The sequence below is a fragment of the Providencia sp. PROV114 genome (assembly GCF_032704305.1).
GTDB lineage: Bacteria > Pseudomonadota > Gammaproteobacteria > Enterobacterales > Enterobacteriaceae > Providencia > Providencia rettgeri.
Genome location: NZ_CP120528.1, coordinates 678,276 through 697,179, shown reverse-complemented (window position 1 = coordinate 697,179; position 18,904 = coordinate 678,276). Strand labels below are relative to the sequence as shown.

Annotated in this window: 17 protein-coding genes; 8 read left to right on the top strand and 9 right to left on the bottom strand. The window is 38.8% G+C overall.

The annotated features are described in order from the left end of the window. Positions 1 to 33 precede the first annotated feature (33 nt). Both dnaJ and dnaK read right to left on the bottom strand, forming a co-directional pair. Positions 34 to 1,170, bottom strand: coding sequence for a molecular chaperone DnaJ (gene dnaJ / locus P3L37_RS02950; RefSeq protein ID WP_109911858.1), 1,137 nt, complete (start codon positions 1,168 to 1,170; stop codon positions 34 to 36). Positions 1,171 to 1,280: 110 nt separating this feature from the next. Continuing rightward, the gene (dnaK, locus tag P3L37_RS02945; RefSeq protein WP_109911857.1) at positions 1,281 to 3,197 is read right to left on the bottom strand and encodes a molecular chaperone DnaK; all 1,917 of its coding nucleotides are present in this window, start codon (positions 3,195 to 3,197) and stop codon (positions 1,281 to 1,283) included. A gap of 335 nt (positions 3,198 to 3,532) precedes the next feature. Here dnaK and satP point away from each other — a divergent pair, with 335 nt between their 5' ends. Continuing rightward, positions 3,533 to 4,099 carry an acetate uptake transporter gene (gene satP, locus P3L37_RS02940; protein WP_004905651.1) on the top strand — a complete coding sequence of 189 codons (567 nt, stop codon included), beginning with the start codon at positions 3,533 to 3,535 and terminating at the stop codon, positions 4,097 to 4,099. Between the two features lie 79 nt (positions 4,100 to 4,178). Here the strand turns inward: satP and mog are convergent, their stop codons facing one another. Further along, positions 4,179 to 4,760 (bottom strand): molybdopterin adenylyltransferase, encoded by a 582-nt coding sequence (mog, locus tag P3L37_RS02935; protein WP_004914701.1) that lies wholly within the window; start codon positions 4,758 to 4,760, stop codon positions 4,179 to 4,181. A gap of 191 nt (positions 4,761 to 4,951) precedes the next feature. Beyond that, positions 4,952 to 5,905 carry a transaldolase gene (gene tal, locus P3L37_RS02930; protein WP_004914703.1) on the bottom strand — a complete coding sequence of 318 codons (954 nt, stop codon included), beginning with the start codon at positions 5,903 to 5,905 and terminating at the stop codon, positions 4,952 to 4,954. Positions 5,906 to 6,289: 384 nt separating this feature from the next. Between tal and yaaA the strand changes: the two genes are divergently transcribed. Together yaaA and P3L37_RS02920 are read left to right on the top strand one after the other, a co-directional pair. Then, positions 6,290 to 7,066 carry a peroxide stress protein YaaA gene (gene yaaA / locus P3L37_RS02925; protein ID WP_109911856.1) on the top strand — a complete coding sequence of 259 codons (777 nt, stop codon included), beginning with the start codon at positions 6,290 to 6,292 and terminating at the stop codon, positions 7,064 to 7,066. 191 nt (positions 7,067 to 7,257) lie between these two features. Beyond that, positions 7,258 to 8,247, top strand: coding sequence for an aldo/keto reductase (locus P3L37_RS02920; RefSeq protein WP_004914707.1), 990 nt, complete (start codon positions 7,258 to 7,260; stop codon positions 8,245 to 8,247). Between the two features lie 51 nt (positions 8,248 to 8,298). Here the strand turns inward: P3L37_RS02920 and P3L37_RS02915 are convergent, their stop codons facing one another. The 5 genes from P3L37_RS02915 to P3L37_RS02895 are packed head-to-tail and all read right to left on the bottom strand — an operon-like array spanning position 8,299 to position 14,934. Then, the gene (locus tag P3L37_RS02915; protein ID WP_042851912.1) at positions 8,299 to 8,721 is read right to left on the bottom strand and encodes a DUF411 domain-containing protein; all 423 of its coding nucleotides are present in this window, start codon (positions 8,719 to 8,721) and stop codon (positions 8,299 to 8,301) included. Positions 8,722 to 8,762: 41 nt separating this feature from the next. Next, positions 8,763 to 11,900, bottom strand: a complete 3,138-nt coding sequence (locus P3L37_RS02910) for an efflux RND transporter permease subunit (protein ID WP_110731401.1) — start codon at positions 11,898 to 11,900, stop codon at positions 8,763 to 8,765. A 3-nt stretch (positions 11,901 to 11,903) separates the two neighbouring features. Continuing rightward, on the bottom strand, positions 11,904 to 13,172 hold the full coding sequence (locus P3L37_RS02905; RefSeq protein ID WP_110731402.1) for an efflux RND transporter periplasmic adaptor subunit: 1,269 nt from the start codon (positions 13,170 to 13,172) through the stop codon (positions 11,904 to 11,906). A 17-nt stretch (positions 13,173 to 13,189) separates the two neighbouring features. Then, positions 13,190 to 13,531: a copper-binding protein gene (locus P3L37_RS02900; RefSeq protein WP_227024219.1), complete on the bottom strand. Its 342-nt coding sequence runs from the start codon at positions 13,529 to 13,531 to the stop codon at positions 13,190 to 13,192. An 8-nt stretch (positions 13,532 to 13,539) separates the two neighbouring features. Further along, complete coding sequence (locus P3L37_RS02895) at positions 13,540 to 14,934, bottom strand: efflux transporter outer membrane subunit (RefSeq protein ID WP_211889272.1); 1,395 nt, start codon at positions 14,932 to 14,934, stop codon at positions 13,540 to 13,542. A 154-nt stretch (positions 14,935 to 15,088) separates the two neighbouring features. On the opposite strand from P3L37_RS02895, the gene P3L37_RS02890 reads away from it, so the two are divergent. From P3L37_RS02890 to P3L37_RS02870, 5 genes are all read left to right on the top strand, one after another. Then, positions 15,089 to 15,772, top strand: coding sequence for a heavy metal response regulator transcription factor (locus tag P3L37_RS02890; protein ID WP_109911851.1), 684 nt, complete (start codon positions 15,089 to 15,091; stop codon positions 15,770 to 15,772). After that, positions 15,765 to 17,150, top strand: a complete 1,386-nt coding sequence (locus P3L37_RS02885; protein ID WP_004914721.1) for a Cu(+)/Ag(+) sensor histidine kinase — start codon at positions 15,765 to 15,767, stop codon at positions 17,148 to 17,150. The genes P3L37_RS02890 and P3L37_RS02885 overlap by 8 nt, the downstream gene beginning before the upstream one ends. A gap of 114 nt (positions 17,151 to 17,264) precedes the next feature. Then, entirely contained in the window at positions 17,265 to 17,732 is a 468-nt protein-coding gene (locus P3L37_RS02880) for a hypothetical protein (protein WP_109911850.1), read from the top strand. Between the two features lie 215 nt (positions 17,733 to 17,947). Next, the gene (locus P3L37_RS02875) at positions 17,948 to 18,163 is read left to right on the top strand and encodes a hypothetical protein (protein ID WP_004914725.1); all 216 of its coding nucleotides are present in this window, start codon (positions 17,948 to 17,950) and stop codon (positions 18,161 to 18,163) included. A gap of 56 nt (positions 18,164 to 18,219) precedes the next feature. After that, positions 18,220 to 18,867 (top strand): hypothetical protein, encoded by a 648-nt coding sequence (locus P3L37_RS02870; RefSeq protein WP_004914728.1) that lies wholly within the window; start codon positions 18,220 to 18,222, stop codon positions 18,865 to 18,867. Positions 18,868 to 18,904 lie beyond the last annotated feature (37 nt).

Sequence of the window (18,904 nt, the reverse complement as noted above, 5' to 3'; positions counted from 1 at the left end):
TCAGCCATTCTAACTTTACCAACTATTAACTAATTATTTATTAGTTAAATCATCAAAGAATTTCTTCACACCATCTAAAAAGCTTTTAGAGCGCGGGCTGTTCTTCTCACCGCTCTTTCCACCTAATGATTCACCAAATTCTTTGAGTAACTCTTTTTGTTTCTCATTGAGTTTAACAGGGGTTTCAACAACGATGTGGCACATTAAATCACCTTGCAGGCCACCACGTACCGATTTCACACCTTTTCCTTTCATACGGAAAATTTTACCGGTTTGAGTTTCTGCTGGGATTTTCAGTTTTACACGCCCATCAAGGGTTGGCACTTCAATTTCGCCACCCAGTGCTGCATCAGCAAAGTTAATCGGCACCTCACAGTGCAGGTTATTACCATCACGCTCAAAAATATTATGAGGCAATACATGAACCTGAACAAATAAGTCTCCTGCTGGTGCTCCGTTTTCTCCGGCTTCACCTTCCCCTGACAAACGAACACGGTCACCCGTATCTACGCCAGCTGGAATTTTAACTGACAGTGTTTTATATCTTTCAACACGGCCATGACCATGACATTTGTTGCATGGATCTTTGATAACTTTACCGCGACCATGGCAAGTTGGACAAGGCTGCTGTACAGAGAAAAAGCCTTGGCGCATATGGACTTGGCCCATACCGTGACAGGTTGAGCACGTATCCGCACTGGTTCCCGGTTTCGCACCATTACCATGACAAACGTCACAGGTTTCTAAGGTCGGAATACGGATTTCTTTGGTCACTCCACGGACAGCCTCTTCAAGAGTCAGTTCCATGTTGTACTGTAGGTCAGAACCACGGCTTGGGCGCTGCTGTCTGCGGCCACCTCCAAAAATATCACCGAAGACGTCACCAAAGATATCACTAAAGTCAGCGCCACCACCAAAGCCGCCGCCTCCGCCCATTCCGCCTTGCTCAAACGCTGCATGACCATATTGGTCATAAGCGGCGCGTTTTTGCTCGTCAGAAAGAACTTCGTAAGCTTCTTTAATTTCTTTAAATTTACCTTCTGATTCTTTATCCCCCTGATTACGGTCGGGGTGATGCTTCATCGCTAAGCGCTTATAAGCTCGCTTAATATCTTTATCTGAAGCATTTCTTTCGAGGCCTAGCACCTCATAAAAATCTCTTTTCGCCATTCTATTTACCCTTAACATGCGGAACGGGCGTAGAGTTCCCTCGACGCCCGTATCCGGTATCAGTAACCATTAACTAGCATTTGCTACAGCTACTGCGCCCGCTAAGGGCATTATTTTTTATCTTTGTCGTTAACTTCTTCGAATTCAGCATCAACAACGTCATCATCTTTCTTCGCTTCTGCGCCAGCAGCACCACCCGCTTGCGCTTGAGCTTGTTGCTGTGCGATTTCCAGAAGTTTTGCAGATGCAGTGACTAAAGCTTGGATTTTCGCTTCAATATCCGCTTTATCTTCACCTTTTGCTGCCGCTTCTAATTCAGAAGTTGCTTTTTCAATATTCGCTTTATCTTCAGCTGGTAATTTATCACCGGCTTCTTCAATTTGTTTACGAGTACCGTGAACTAATTGGTCAGCTTGGTTACGAACCTGAACTAACTCTTCAAATTTACGGTCAGCTTCAGCGTTTGCTTCTGCGTCACGTACCATTTTTTCGATTTCCTCGTCATTCAGACCTGAAGAAGCCTTAATGGTGATGTTTTGCTCACGTCCGCTATTTTTATCTTTCGCAGAAACATGCAAGATACCATCAGCATCGATATCAAAAGTCACTTCAATTTGTGGCATACCGCGTGGGGCAGGTTGAATACCATCTAAGTTAAACTGACCCAGTGATTTGTTGTCACTTGCACGTTTACGCTCACCTTGCAGAACATGGATAGTTACCGCTGCTTGGTTATCTTCCGCTGTTGAGAATACTTGGCTATGTTTCGTTGGGATAGTGGTGTTCTTCGAGATTAACGAAGTCATCACACCACCCATGGTTTCGATACCTAAAGACAGAGGAGTTACGTCAAGTAACAGAACGTCTTTAACATCACCCGCTAAAACACCACCTTGTACTGCCGCACCCATTGCAACTGCTTCGTCAGGGTTCACGTCTTTACGTGGTTCTTTACCAAAGAAATCAGCAACAACTTTTTGAACCATTGGCATACGTGTTTGGCCACCAACTAAAATAACGTCGTTGATTTCGCTCACGCTTAAGCCCGCGTCTTGCAGAGCAACTTTAACTGGCTCCATAGAACGCTTAACTAAATCTTCTACCAGTGACTCTAATTTCGCACGAGTCACTTTAATATTCATATGTTTAGGACCTGTTGCATCCGCTGTAATGTACGGCAGGTTAACGTCTGTTTGTTGTGCAGAAGACAGCTCAATTTTTGCTTTTTCTGCAGCTTCTTTCAGACGTTGCATCGCTAACGGGTCGTTACGTAGGTCAACACCTTGTTCTTTCTTAAACTCTTCAACTAAGTAGTTGATTAAACGAGTATCGAAGTCTTCACCACCTAAGTGAGTATCACCATTGGTTGCCAAAACTTCATAGGTTTTTTCGCCATCAACTTCATCAATTTCGATGATTGATAAGTCAAATGTACCACCACCTAAGTCATAAACCGCAATAGTACGGTTACCCACTTCTCTATCTAAACCATATGCTAATGCCGCAGCTGTTGGTTCGTTAATGATACGTTTTACTTCTAAACCAGCGATACGACCAGCATCTTTAGTCGCTTGACGCTGAGCATCGTTAAAGTAAGCAGGTACAGTAATAACTGCTTCTGTTACAGGCTCACCTAAATAGTCTTCAGCTGTTTTCTTCATTTTTTTCAGAACTTCAGCTGAAACTTGTGGCGGAGCCATTTTTTGGCCTTTCACATCTAACCAAGCATCGCCGTTATCAGCCGAAATGATTTTATATGGCATGATAGAAACGTCGCGCTGAACTTCTTCGTCTTGGAAACGACGACCAATCAAACGTTTGATTGCAAATAAAGTATTTTCTGGGTTAGTCACAGCCTGACGTTTTGCTGGCTGACCTACTAAAATTTCACCATCTTGAGTGTACGCAATGATGGAAGGAGTCGTTCTATCACCTTCGCTGTTCTCCAGAACACGAGCTGTAGTACCATCCATAATTGCAACGCATGAGTTAGTTGTACCCAAGTCGATACCAATGATTTTACCCATCTAAAACGCCTCCAAAGGAATTCTTTTCACTATGATTTCGATATCAATCTATATGAGGCTCAATATTTCATTTTCAAGGGAGTTTTCACTCTGAGCCTAAATTATTTTTCAATACGCAATAATTTGGATTGATATCAGTTGATGCTTTTAAGATGGGGTCACAAATTCATTCATCAAGGGGGAGAATCAAAAAAATTTGCATTTATTGCAAAAAAACCTGTCTTGTGATCATGGTTTAAACAATCAAAACTGCGTATGATGCGCCGCCGCTGTCACTTTGGCAAAACTTTCTGTTTTTTATCTATTTGAATTTTATATATTTTACCAGAGGTTATATGCAGTCTAGCTCTCTTGCAAATCCAGGCCCACTTGGTTTACTAGGCTTTGGTATGACAACCATCCTGCTAAACATTCATAACGCAGGTTTTTTCCCTCTTTCATCCGTTATTTTAAGTATGGGCATTTTTTATGGTGGTATTGCTCAATTTATTGCGGGCCTGATTGAATACAAAAAAGGCAATACATTCGGTGCAACCGCATTTACTTCTTACGGGATGTTTTGGATTGCATTAGTTGGTCTATTATTTTTACCTTCAATGGGATTAGCTGAAGCAACTTCACCTGAGTTTTTAGGTGTTTTCCTCGCTATTTGGGGAATTTTTACCTTTTTTATGTTCTTGGGAACATTCAAAGCTAATTTTGTTTTGCAATTTGTCTTTGGTAGCTTAACTGTATTATTCGCTTTATTAGCGATTGGTAATATTACGGGAAATGCGGCATTACTAAAATTTGCAGGTTTTGAAGGAATTATCTGTGGTGCTAGCGCATTTTATTTAGCGGTTGCGGAAATCTTAAATGAGCAATATGGCAAAACTGTATTACCGATTGGTCAACGTGGTTAAGTTTGACTAACGTATGTGATTTTATGCATTAAATATTATTAATCAGGTGAGTCAATGCTCACCTGATTATATTGAAATACTACTCAGAACGAATTGCTGATTTAGGTCTAAATGCCTTCACAACCGTAGGGTCTGTTTCCACATATGGGCCATCAAGCAATTGAATACAATAAGGAACACTGGCGAAAATACCAGAAACGACTACATTCCCTTCTTTGTCCTTTAAGCCTTCCAGAGTTTCCGCAATTGCTTTAGGCTGCCCTGGTAAATTTAAAATCAGAGCCTGATTGCGTATTACTCCAACTTGGCGTGATAATATCGCAGTAGGCACGAACTTTAGGCTAATTTGGCGCATTTGTTCGCCAAACCCCGGCATCTCACGGTCTGCAATCGCGAGGGTTGCGTCAGGTGTAACATCGCGACGAGCGGGGCCTGTGCCCCCGGTAGTTAGGACTAAATGGCAAGCAAACTCATCCACCAGCTCACATAATGTTTGCTCTATCATGATTTGCTCATCAGGGATCAGGCGAGTTTCGATGCGAAAAGGTGTTGTCAGCGTTTTTGCTAACCACTCTTCTAGTGCAGGAATACCTTTGTCTTCATAAATACCGCTCGAAGCACGATCAGAAACAGAAACCAGACCTATGCGCAATTCATCCATACAAACCTCAAAGAAATTATTCAATCAAAAACTGTTCACTTAAGAATAAACAGGAGCGATATCATATCATGATGAACGACTGCATACAGTGTCGAGGTGTTTTTATCTTCAAATTGAGAACTAACTCAATGAAAAATGGATATAAAAAAACCCAACCAACCGGCTGGGTTTTAAAGAAAAAACGAAATAAATTACAGTAAATCTGCAATCATTTTTTCCAGTTTCTCTTGGTCTACTGCAAACTTACGAATACCATCAGACAGTTTATCAACCGCCATTGGATCTTGATTGTGCTGCCAGTAGAACTCTGCTTCCGTCAACTTAGCGCCTGGCTCTTGAGTTTTACCTGAATCTGTCAGTTTACGTACTAATTCACCTTGTGATTCTGACAGCTCTTTCAATAATCCTGGAGAGATAGTTAAGCGGTCACAACCGGCTAATTCAATGATTTCACCCACATTACGGAAGCTTGCGCCCATTACCACAGTTTTATAACCGTGAGCTTTGTAGTAGTTGTAGATTTCAGTAACAGAAACCACACCTGGATCTTCATGTGGCGCGAATTCTTTCTTATCTGTATTCGCTTTGTACCAGTCAAGAATACGACCCACAAATGGAGAGATCAGGTATACACCCGCTTCCGCACAAGCACGTGCTTGAGCAAAAGAGAATAATAAAGTCAGGTTACAGTTAATGCCTTCTTTTTCCAGTTTCTCTGCAGCACGGATACCCTGCCAAGTCGAAGCCAGTTTAATCAGAATACGGTCATTACTGATGCCTGCATCGTTGTACATTTTGATTAAGTGACGCGCTTTAGCAATACAAGCTTCTTCATCATAAGAAAGGCGCGCATCAACTTCAGTAGAAATACGACCCGGAACTAATTTCAGAATTTCCAGACCGATATTAACAGCCAGCTTGTCACAAGCATCAACAATTTGTTGCTCGCGATTATTGCTTTGCTTACGTGCCCATTCTACCGCTTCATCAATTAATTTACGGTACTCAGGAATTTGTGCAGCATTTAAGATCAGCGATGGATTTGTGGTCGCGTCTTGTGGCTTGTAAAGCTTCATTGCTTCGATGTCGCCAGTATCAGCAACAACAGTTGTCAGACTACGTAATGAGGTTAGTTTATCGGTCATTTCTTTAATCTCGTTGTTATACCCGTCATATTCCAAGTTGTAGCGGTGTTGGCTACCTACAATTCTTGCGACTCTTGTGGTGTAGGCTAACAAACTGCAACTTGAATTACTTTGCGTATTATAAAGGAATTGTGGCTATCGCCGCACCGTCTACAGATAATATCATGCATCCATATTGCTGCAAGCAAGTAAATCTAGTCAAAAGCAACTATTTGATTGGCAATCGATTTCGCTAGCCAATTAGAAACTGAATCCTTTTAGCAAGTTATATCGTGCTGTTATTGTAATAAAGAATAATATTGGTTTGGCTTATCGTATCAATTAGCCAATTAGGCAGAATTTTTGCTAAAGTAAGTAGTATCATTCTTTATTAAGGGTCAAGTCATGCTTATTACAATTTCACCTGCAAAAACATTAGACTACGAAAGCCCACTTGCAACACAGCAATTTACTCAGCCTGAGTTACTCTCTGAGTCTCAAAAATTAATTAATGTCTGTCGTAAGTTAACCCCCGCGGATATCGCCAGTTTAATGAAAATTAGTGACAAACTTGCAGGGCTCAATGCCGCTCGTTTTGCAGAATGGCATGCGGACTTTACCCCAGAAAATGCACGCCAAGCGATCCTCGCCTTCAAAGGTGATGTATATACGGGTATGCAAGCAGAAACGTTTTCTCAAAACGATTTTGAGTTTGCTCAATCCCATTTACGTATATTATCAGGCCTTTATGGTGTTTTAAGACCGCTAGATTTAATGCAGCCTTATCGCTTAGAAATGGGAATTCGTTTAAAAAATACCCGTGGAAAAGATTTATATGAGTTTTGGGGAGACATTATCACCAAGCAATTAAATCATGCATTAGCCGAGCAAAAAGACCCAATATTAGTCAATCTTGCCTCAGATGAATATTTCAAATCAGTGAATACAAAAAAACTGGATGGCCAAATTATCAAGCCTATTTTCTTGGATGAAAAAAATGGTAAATATAAAGTTATCAGTTTTTATGCAAAAAAAGCTCGAGGTTTAATGAGCCGTTTTATTATCCAAAATAAATTAACGAAAACAGACCAACTGGCTGATTTTAATTTAGAAGGCTATCAGTTCGATGAAAGCCAATCTAAAGGTAACGAGTTGATATTTACTCGCCCAGAGCAAGCTTAATGCACAAAACGTGGGGACTGGCGCACAGCAGATACCCACGTATTTCAAAATACTTCATTCTTTTTTCAGGCTCAATCACAATTTACTCATAAACCTTCTTGCTAAGCACGAATTAGCATTGATTCCTCAGCCTACTTTTTAGCTTTATGACAGTATAAATTGAGTTTTACCCACTATTTTGGAGGTGAAGTATGCCTTATGTCGCATCATCAAAACGCTATACTGAAATGGAATATCGTTTATGTGGCCGTAGCGGATTACGCTTACCACTGATTTCATTAGGGTTATGGCACAACTTTGGCGATAACAAACCCTTTGATAATTGCCAAGCCATGCTTCGCCACGCTTTTGACCTTGGGATCACCCATTTCGATCTTGCGAATAATTATGGGCCACCGCCAGGATCTGCCGAAAGTACATTTGGCAGGATCATGCAACAGGATTTTCTGCCTTATCGTGATGAAATGATCATTTCATCGAAAGCCGGTTTCACTATGTGGGATGGCCCTTATGGCGACTGGGGAAGTAAAAAATATTTGGTTGCAAGCCTAAATCAAAGTTTGAAACGCATGGGTTTAGATTATGTAGATATCTTTTATCATCATCGACCTGACCCCAATACTCCATTAGAAGAAACTATGGGAGCACTAGATCTCATTGTTCGCCAAGGAAAAGCTCTGTATGTGGGAATTTCTAATTACCCAACAAATTTAGCTAAAGAAGCCATTAATATTCTCAATGAATTAGGAACCCCTTGCCTGATTCACCAACCTAGATATTCCATGCTAGAACGCACTCCTGAAGAAGATTTACTTGATTTACTGGAAGAAGAAGGTGTCGGCTCTATCGCATACTCTCCGTTAGCAGGTGGAATTTTAACCGATCGCTATCTTAATGGTATTCCTGCGGATTCACGCGCTGCGGGTAATCCTTCTTTACCGCCAGAAAGACTCACATCCAACGTTTTATCAAAGGTTAAACAGCTGAACGAGCTGGCGGTAAAAAGAGGACAGAAGCTAAACCAAATGGCCTTAGCATGGTTACTGAGACATGATAGGATCACTTCAGTGCTCATCGGAGCAAGCCGTATCAGCCAAATTGATGATGCGATGGGGATCCTAAAAAATCGTAATTTTACGCAAGAAGAGCTCAAAGCTATCGAATTAATATTAGAAAGCTAATGAAATACACAAGTTGCAGGAAATCCTGCAACTTACTGAAATACAGCTTAATTAACGATATTCCCCATTTGCTTTAAACTGCACCACAGAATAAGGCTGAGTACGGCCATCTGGCTGCTCCATACCTAGGCTACCAATTGGCATGCCCGGAACAGAAATTCCCACCACATCTGCCGGTAAAGCATCAATCGCATCAAGGCTACTCACAGGAACATGCCCAACAATCACTTTGCCTTTGTATTTCGCTATGTGGCAGCTGCGTAAGTTATAAGGGACCTTCAATTCATCATTGAGTTGATTTAATTCATCATAACTAATTTCGTTCACTTCAACGTTATATCCCGCTTTTTTAACCCCTTCTCCCCACAATTCACAGCAACCGCAATTTGCATCTTTATACAATTGCACGCTCTGGCTTTGAGAAAATGCCGAAAATGACAGTAATAACATTCCACTCAACATTAATTTTTTCATTTTTAATTTACCTTCAAAATAGTCATGGTGAATATTCATCATTATTTATTATGACGTAACTGGCAGATTAATTTATAAGCTGCAGGAATAATAAATAGGGATAATAACGGTGCGGTGATCATGCCGCCAATCATCGGCGCCGCAATACGGCTCATCACTTCCGAACCAACGCCTGTTCCAAGTAATATGGGTAATAAGCCCGCTAAAATTACAGCAACCGTCATGGCTTTAGGACGAACTCGTAAAACAGCGCCTTCATATAATGCACGGTCTAAATCTTGATCTGATAAGCTGCTTATTCCTTGCTGTTTTTCTTTATCTTCGATTGCATGGCGTAAATAAATCAACATTACCACACCAAATTCAGCGGCTACACCTGCTAATGCAATAAATCCAGTTCCTGTCGCAACCGATAAATTAAAGTTCATCCAGTAAAGGAACCAAATAGCCCCAACCAAAGCAAAAGGTAAGCTTAATAAAATCAGCAAAGCTTCACTAAATCGTCTGAATGCTAAATAAAGCAAGACAAAAATAATCATGATGGTAGCGGGAACCATTAACATTAACTTTTGATTAGCCCTTTCAAGTAATTCGAATTGCCCCGTAAAGGAATAGCTAAGACCCGGCTTCATTTGGATGTTATCTTTTATTGCTGCATCAATATCTTTAATAACAGAGACCATATCGCGATCGCGCGCATCAATATAAATCCAACTAGTCGGTCTTGCATTCTCAGTTTTCAACATTGGAGCGCCCATATTCACGAATACATCCGCAACATCACTAAGCACAATTTGCTGTTTACTCGGCGTTAAAATTGGCAACAATTTCATCGCAGATACACTATTTCGGTAATCTTGAGGATATCTTATGCTAATTGGATAACGCTCAATCCCTTCAACCGTTTCCCCAACCATTTCCCCGCCAGTCGCCATTGAAATATAAACTTGTACGTCACTGATGCTCATACCAAAACGAGCTGCTTTTTCTCTATCAATTTTGACATCAATATAGCGCCCACCAACCAATCGCTCGGCTAAAACAGAAACAACTCCAGGCACCGATTTGGTGACTTTTTCAATTTCTTGGGCTAATGCATCAATTTCTTCGAGATCTCTGCCGGATACTTTGATACCTATAGGGCTTTTGACTCCCGTAGATAACATATCAATACGATTGCGAATAGGAGGAACCCATAAGTTCGCAACTCCAGGTAAACGCACCGTTTCATCAAGCTCATCAATAATTTTTTCGAGAGTCATACCTTCTCGCCACTGTGTTTGCGGCTTCAAACGTATCGTTGTTTCAATCATTTCCATCGGGGCTGAATCCGTAGCTGTTTCAGCTTTACCGACTTTTCCAAATACCGTATCCACCTCAGGAATAGTTTTGATTAACTTATCTGTATTTTGTAGTAAAAATGCTGCTTGTGCAGGAGAAACCCCCGGTAACGTTGAGGGCATATAAAGTAAGTCACCTTCATTAATCGCAGGAAGAAATTCACCACCTAAATGTTTTAATGGCCATATCACGGTAAATAAAGATAAGAAACCAATTAACAAAGTTGTTTTTGGCCATGCCAATACCTTAGTTAAAATAGGGCTGTAGAGTGAAATCAACCAACGATTCAGTGGGTTTTTATTTTCATTTGGAATATTACCGCGGATCCAATACCCCATTAGAATTGGAATAACAATTAATGCTAACGCTGCAGCCCCCGCCATGGCATAGGTTTTTGTAAATGCGAGTGGACCGAATAAACGGCCTTCTTGCCCTTCTAACGTAAAGATAGGAATAAAAGACAATGTGATAATTAATAAGCTGATAAATAATGCGGGTCCAACCTCAACAGCCGAGTCCGTAATAACTTTCCAACGCTGGGCATTATCAATGACTTTACCTTCATTTTCATGCTGCCACTTTTCTAATTTTTTATGTGCATTTTCTATCATAACAATGGCAGCATCCACCATGGCTCCGATCGCAATTGCAATACCCCCTAATGACATAATATTTGCATTTATTCCTTGGTAGCGCATGACGATAAAGGCAATAAATAATCCAAGAGGCAAGGAAATAATAGCCACGAGAGCAGAACGGAAATGCCATAAAAAAACAGCACACACTAATGCGACAACAATAAATTCTTCCAGTAACTTATAACTTAAATTATCAATCGCGTTATCAATAAGAATACTTCTATCATAAGTCGTGATAATTTCGATGCCTTCCGGCAAGCTAGCACTTAAATCTTCAAGCTTCTGTTTTACATCATGAATCACATTACGTGCATTTTCACCTGAACGAAGCAAGATAATACCACCCACGACCTCGCCTTCTCCATTTAGCTCTGCAACCCCACGGCGCATTTCGGGCCCTTCCTGTATTCGAGCCACATCTTGTAAGTAAATGGGGACGCCATTTTCCGAGGTTTTTAGGTAGATTTTATTAAAGTCATCAATAGATTGAAGGTAGCCACTTGCTCTAACCATATATTCAGCTTCAGCAATTTCAATCGATGACCCACCCGCTTCTTGGTTAGCCATTTCAACTGCCTGTTTTATTTCAGGTAATGTCACTGAAAATTGGCTAAGTTTGAGTGGGTCAACTAAGATTTGGTAAGATTTAACCACACCGCCAACGGTTGCAACTTCTGAAACATTTGGCAACGCCTTCAATTCATATTTCAAAAACCAATCTTGTAATGAACGCAGTTCCGCTAAATTATGCTTTCCCGTTTTATCCACTAAAGCATATTCAAAAACCCAACCAACACCTGTTGCATCAGGTCCAATGGATGCCACTGCACCTTTAGGTAATTGGTTTTGGACTTGGTTTAAATATTCTAAAACTCGTGAACGAGCCCAGTATAAATCTGTATTATCTTCAAAAATAACATAAACATATGAGTCGCCAAAGGCAGAAAAACCACGCACCGTTTTTGCTCCCGGCACAGATAACATTGTGGTTGTTATCGGGTATGTGACTTGGTTTTCGACCAATTGTGGCGCTTGCCCTGGGTAAGTGGTTTTGATGATCACTTGTACATCAGATAAGTCAGGTAATGCATCAACAGGAGTACTGCGAATGCTCCAAATACCCGCAATAACTAAAAATACGACCCCCATTAGCACTAAAAACCGGTTAGCAACTGAGCGTCTTATAATCCATTCCAACATACTCTACTCCTGAGATTTATGTGATGAATGATTAGATGACGCCGATGGTTCGGGAAGCGCTTCCATCTTGGCTAATGCCCCGGCAATATTCGCTTCAGAATCAATTAGGAAAATCCCCTGAGTCACTATATGCTCGCCCACTTGTAAGCCTTCAGATATTGCCGTCATTTGTTGGGATTCACTCAGCACTCGCACCCTTTTCGGAATAAATTCACCATTCTCACCAACAGCAATAACATGCTGTTTTTTCCCTGAATCCACAATGGCTTGTGATGGGATCAACAAACTTTCCTTACCTTCTGCAACTAGATTTAAATATGCAGTCATACCCGGTTTTAATAAATGGTTAGGATCCGCAATTTCTGTACGAATATTAATTGTACGACTTGCTTGATCTGCACTGGGTAATATCAACCAGTTTTTTACATTAAATAACTGCGAAGGGTAGGCAGGAATAGAAACTGTAAATTGTGTTTGTTGATTAAGTAATTCAGCAACTGACTGAGGAACAGATGCATTAATCCACAATGGATCTGTTCCTTGAATTTGTGCAATAACGACTTCTTTGGATACGTTCATCCCTAAGCGCAAATTAAGTGCAGTAATTACCCCAGAAATAGGGGCTTGAACGGTAAAACGTGTTTGCACTTTTCCTGTTTTAATAAACTGGGAAAGCGCACCTTCTGGCATACCATTTAAACGTAAACGCTCAATGACGCTATTAAGATCTTGTTGGCTCGCATTCATTTGCTTAAGTGCGAGATATTCGCTTTGTGCTTCAACCCATGCTGGGATCGTTAGCTCCGCAATAGGAACGCCTTTTTGGATCCTCTCACCGACTGTGAATGGATAAACTTTTTCAACAAAACCATTTTCTCGTGCTTGTACGATCGCAAATTGGTGATCATTAAACACAATTTCAGCTGGAAATGTTAAGTCATAGTTTAATTTTCCCCACTTTACATCCACCGTTTTAAGCCCTAAATTTTGTGTCTGTGTTGGGTTAATTGTTATTCCTTTGCTATCCGCTGAAGCCAAGTTTTCATCCGCATATTTAGGAACAAGGTCCATGTCCATAAATGGGGATTTTCCTGGTTGATCAAATTTAGTATTGGGATACATTGGGTCATACCAATACAATACGGTGCGTTCTTGTTTTTCAACTGATTGGCTATTATTTTCTACAACGAAAAAATAACGATAAAATAAAATTGAAATAACGCTCGATAAAATAATTACCAATAGCAATTTGGTCAGGTTAACTAATGACATAACATCTCTCTACCTATTTAGTTTATCTTTTCGATGGATTTCAACATTGAAAGATTACCTTGTTGTACAAAGGAAAATTTTAATTCATCATTTTCTTGTAAACCGTTGATCATATTTTCATTTTCATAAGTAAAACGCATAGTCATTGGTGGCCAGCCAATACTTTCAATTTCTTTATGGTTAATCGTTAATTTCTTGTTCTCTTTATCAATCGAAATGAGCTTTCCTTCCGTATTGATTGTCGGTTCTGCGACTTTTTCTGGATAAATAGAGTGGTTATGTTCAGCGCCGCTTGCATAGCCAGTTGCTGCTAACATCGCCATTGAAATTGCAAAAAATACCGTATTTAATTTTTTCATTGTTACCCTCATGATTTTATTAATCCGCCACCTAGTGCAGAGAATAAATTTATTTCATTCTTCTGCTGTTCTATTTTCAACATCAATAAATTTTGCTGTTCGGTAAATAAGCTACGCTGTGCTTCAAGAACATCGAGATAGCTCAAGCCACCATATCGATAACTAGCTTGTTTCTGTATTAAGACGTTTTGCAGCGTGTTGACATATTGCTCTTGGGATATAAGTTGTTTTTCTAAACTCGATTTGATCACTAGGGCATCTTTCACTTCACGAAACGCCACCTGAATGCTTTTTTCATAATTAGCAATCGCTTTATTTTTTCTAATATTTGCCAACTCTAAATTTCGGCTATTTGATCCTCCAGTAAAAATAGGTAACGTGATTTTAGGAATAAAATTCCAGATACCATTTGAAGAATCAAATAGCCCAGTTAAAGACTCGTTATTATTTGCGATACCCGTATTAAAGGAAATTGAAGGAAAAAAAGCAGCTCTCGCTACACCAATATTGGCATTCTCAGAAACAATATTTTGTTCCGCTGCCATAATATCTGGGCGTTTTAATAATATTTCAGAGGGAATATTTGAAGGTGTTGTAATCAAGGGATAATTCGGTTCGTAGTGCCCTAACTCTGAGTTTATCTTTGTTACATAATCATTCGTCAAAAAATTCAGTAAATTTTCATTTTTTGCAATTTCACTTTTAATTTTTTCGATATTAATAGAAATAGACTGAACTTGTCCTTTAGCTTGTTCTAAGTCTGATAGCCCCGCTTTTCCTGCCGCCACTTTTTGTATTACTATCGATTGACTATTGAGGTAGCTTTGTTTCGTCTCTTGTGCAATTAATAATAGTTTTTGGTTATACACCACATCTAAATACGCTTCTGCTACCGTTTTGATTGTTATAATTTGTGTCGCACGGTTCATCTCTTGAGAAGCGATAAATTTTGCTTTATCTGCATCAGATAAATTTTTAATACGTCCAAAAAAATCCAGTTCATAGCTGATATCAATACCCGCACTATATTTCTTATTGAACGATGTGCCAGACTCTAATGATTGGCTGTAGTCAGCACTCATTGATGAATTAACTCGAGGATATTTTTCAGCTTCCGCTAACCCAAAACGCACACGAGCTTCTTCTACATCTAACGCAGCAAGATATAAATCACTGTTTTTCTCAAGCGCAATTTCTATCGCTCTTTTCATTTGTGGATCTTGAATAAATTTGTCCCAACTAGGAATCGATAATTCTATTTGAGCCTGCTTTACTGCATCAGGAATATTGCTACTGAATTGATGAGGTACATTAAGATTAGGACGTTGATATTCAGGGGCTAGCGAAACACAACCCGTCAAAATTAAGGCATAAGCTATAATTAATATTTTTGGGGAATACATGGTATAGCCATGCCTCTAGTGATTAAAATTGAGGCTATAGTAAAAAAGAACAACTGTTAGATTCATGACATGAAAATGACAAATTTGTCATTTTACATTTCGTTACTGTAGTGCTTAGAATGGCAGTATTGTTTACCTGTCTGCTAGGTCTAAGATGAAATTACTTATTGTTGAAGATGAACATAAAACGAGAGAATACTTATCTAAAGGCTTAAGTGAGTCCGGGTTTATTGTTGATGCAATCGAAAATGGCATTACAGGCCTGCATATGGCCACAACTGAAGACTATGATTTAATTATTCTTGATGTGATGTTGCCGGATATTAACGGCTGGGAGATTGCAAAAAAATTACGCAGTGTAGGAAAAAATACACCAATACTCATGCTTACTGCTTTAGGTAATGTTGAACATCGAGTCAAAGGGTTAGAGTTAGGTGCTGACGATTATCTCGTTAAACCATTTGATTTTTCTGAGCTACTTGCCCGAGTGAGAACTTTATTGCGCAGAGGCAATAACAGCATCCAAAAAACACAATTTACCATCGCTAATTTGCATGTTGATCTGATCAAACGGCGCGTTACCCGTGAAAATGATAAAATTATACTCACCAGTAAAGAGTTTTCTTTATTGGAATTTTTTATTCTTCACCAAGGTGAAGTTCTTTCTCGTTCTCTAATAGCCTCAAAAGTTTGGGATATGAATTTTGATAGTGATACCAATGTCATTGATGTTGCAGTCAAAAGACTGAGAGCTAAAATAGATCAAGGCTATGAACCTAAATTGATTCATACCATCAGAGGAATGGGCTATTTACTTGAGATCCCTGAAAATGATTAAGTTATTTCGATCTCCTGTCTCTATTTCAATTCGTCTTATTGTTTTAATCAGTATTACCCTCTCCCTCGCTTTATTATTATTTAGCTCGATCATGATCAATTCAGTTATGTTACATTTCAAACAGCAAGATGAATATACATTGAGCCAAATAAATCTCACTATTCGCAGTTTATTAAGTGAAAAAACTAACTCACAAGATGAACAATTTTCACGTATCAGAACTATTTTGAATGAACACCAAGATTTGGTTGTCTACCTCATAGATCAAAATGGGAATGTCCTGACTTCCTCAAATGCAACTGTAGACCTCATTTCTCGCCTAAAAAATTATGACTCGACTAAAGATAATGCGGATCAATATCTTGAAAGTTATCGATTAGCCGAAAGTAAAATTAAGGTATATCGCTCCAATGATATACAGCAATACCGCCTAGTAACGGCTCTTTCTCTTAATTTTCATCATAATTATCTTAGCTCTCTCATATATAACCTGATAATCAGTGCGATTTTACTGTGTTTATTTACTATTGCAGTTGTTTATTTTTTAGTTATCAAAGGCCTCAAGCCACTTAAAGAAGTTAGCGATGAAATAAAGAATGTAACCTCTGAAAATTTAAGTGTTCGTTTAGACCCTGACTCTGTGCCTAATGAATTAAAGCAATTAACTAAATCATTTAATCAGATGTTAGTAAAGATTGAAGATGTTTTTGTAAGGCAAACGAATTTCTCTGCAGATATTGCCCATGAAATGCGTACGCCAATTACTAATTTAATGACTGAAACTCAAATATCTCTGAGTAAAAACCGCAGTAAAGAAGAGCTAGTTGAGGTGTTATATTCTAATTTGGAAGAATATAACCGTCTATCACGAATGATATCTGACATGCTTTTTCTTGCTCAAGCAGATGATAATAGGCTTATTCCAGAGAAAAAAATGATTAATATTAAAACTGAAATAGAGCTTATATTTGATTATTTTGAATATCTCGCAGAAGAGAATGAAATAAAACTCAAGCTGATTGGTGAAACAACCTCTATTATGGCCGATAAAGACATGTTAAGGAGAGCGATTACTAACTTAATCTCAAATGCTATCCGCTATACCCCAAAAGGCGATTCTATCAGTATTAATATTTCAAATGTAAAAGAGGGAATTGAATTAATCATCAGCAACCCTGGTATAAAAATACCAGAAGAACATTTAGCTAAACTTTTTGATAGGTTTTATCGCGTGGATAAATCAAGACAACGAAAAAATGAAGGAAGCGGTATCGGATTAGCTATCGTCAAATCGATTGTATCAGCACATAAAGGCAGGATCACTGTAACATCAGATGATTTTTCAACACGTTTCACTGTATTTTTACCTATAAAATAAAATTAAAAATTTCGTTATAAATGGCAATTTTGTCATTTTGTTGTCAGTATTCAGACAGAAATAAAGCCTTATTATAGTTATAAGATAAATTATTTAACTTAATAAGGATTCACAATGAAAAAAATTATTTTTGCTTTAGCGATTTCTGCTGTAACAACACATGTAACAGCAGCCCAAACAGAAAAAGAAATTCATTATAATGCAGCAACTGCTCTCAGTTTCACTGAAAATAATACCTCTTATTCCAATCTAAAATCGATTAATAACCATTTAAAGCAAGCGGGTATTTCTGGCAATAATATAATTAACTCACCTCAGTCATTTCTTCAATTAGATGAACATACTCAAGCTGCTACTGCATTGAATTTTACTCAAAATAACACATCTCCAGTAATACTGAATATGATCAGCCGCCATCAAAAGCAATCACCTAACTATAAAAAACCGATAGTAAAAACGGCTAAATTATTTTCCGATATGAATGAAAGTGAGAAGGCTATTACTATGCTAAGTTTCAATAAAAATAGCTCTTCGGCACCAATTCAAAATGAAATTATGAAAATATCAAAAGATAACAAATAATTAGTTTTAAATAAAATTATTTAGTTCAATTAAATAAAACAAAAGTCTATTTTAATCGGAAAATCATTATAGTAAGTTTAAAGCTTATTATAATGATTTACCCTATTACATTTTTTATTACCTAAATAAATAAATCCTTTATTGATTATTCGAATCTGTGAATTACAATTCACTTGCAGTACACATTCATTTAAACTTTTCAATGAGGATTTATTATGTACAAAGCATCTATTATTATCGCATCATTATTATTTTCAACACTAGCATCTGCAACTTCCTTAGAGTCTCAATTATCATCAAAAAATATAATGACTTTTTCTGCCGAATATTCACTACATAATGGTGGAAACGGTGGTAATGGTGGTAATGGTGGCAACGGTGGTCATGGTGGCAATGGTGGTAACGGCGGCAATGGCGGACATGGTCATTAATTTATCTCAATATTAAATTTCTCCCCCTTCTTTTTGGAGGGGGAAAGGAGAAATACATGAATCATAAGGTTTGCATTTCATTAAGTCTGTTATTAATTAGCTCTTATTCCATCTCAAGTTATTCTCATTCCTTATTTAATACTACATCTAACTGTTCGTTAAAAAATGAACTTATTATTAATGACGTTAATAATAAAATATGTTCGATATTAAATGGTCAATATTATTATTCTAAGATCCTTAGCTTTGCAAGCCATGGGCAAAACGGAAATCATGGCCAAAATGGAAGTCATGGTCAAGGTGGATTAGGTGGTCAGGCCGGGCAAGGTGGTGATGGTCAAAATGGTGGAAATGGCGGAACAGGTTCAAATAACGGCAACGGTAGTAACGGTGGAAATGCAGAAGCTGGCAGTAATGGTAACGGTGGAAATGGTGGCCATGGTAGTGTTACCGGTGGTGACGGTGGCCATGGGGGAAATGGTGATGGAACCGGCAATGGTGGTAATGGCGGCAATGGCACAATGAATGGGAATGGAGGAAACGGGGGGAATGGGGGAAGTAATGGTGGGAATGGCGGCAATGGTGGAAATGGTTCTGGAGGTGGAAATGGCGGCAATGGTGGCAATGGCAGCCAAGGCGGTAAAGGGGGACGCGGTGGTTCAGATGGTGGTAGAGATGGCCTCGACGGCATCAGTACACTCTAATAGGCAAATTCATTAGCTGTGAATAAGTGATGTGGCA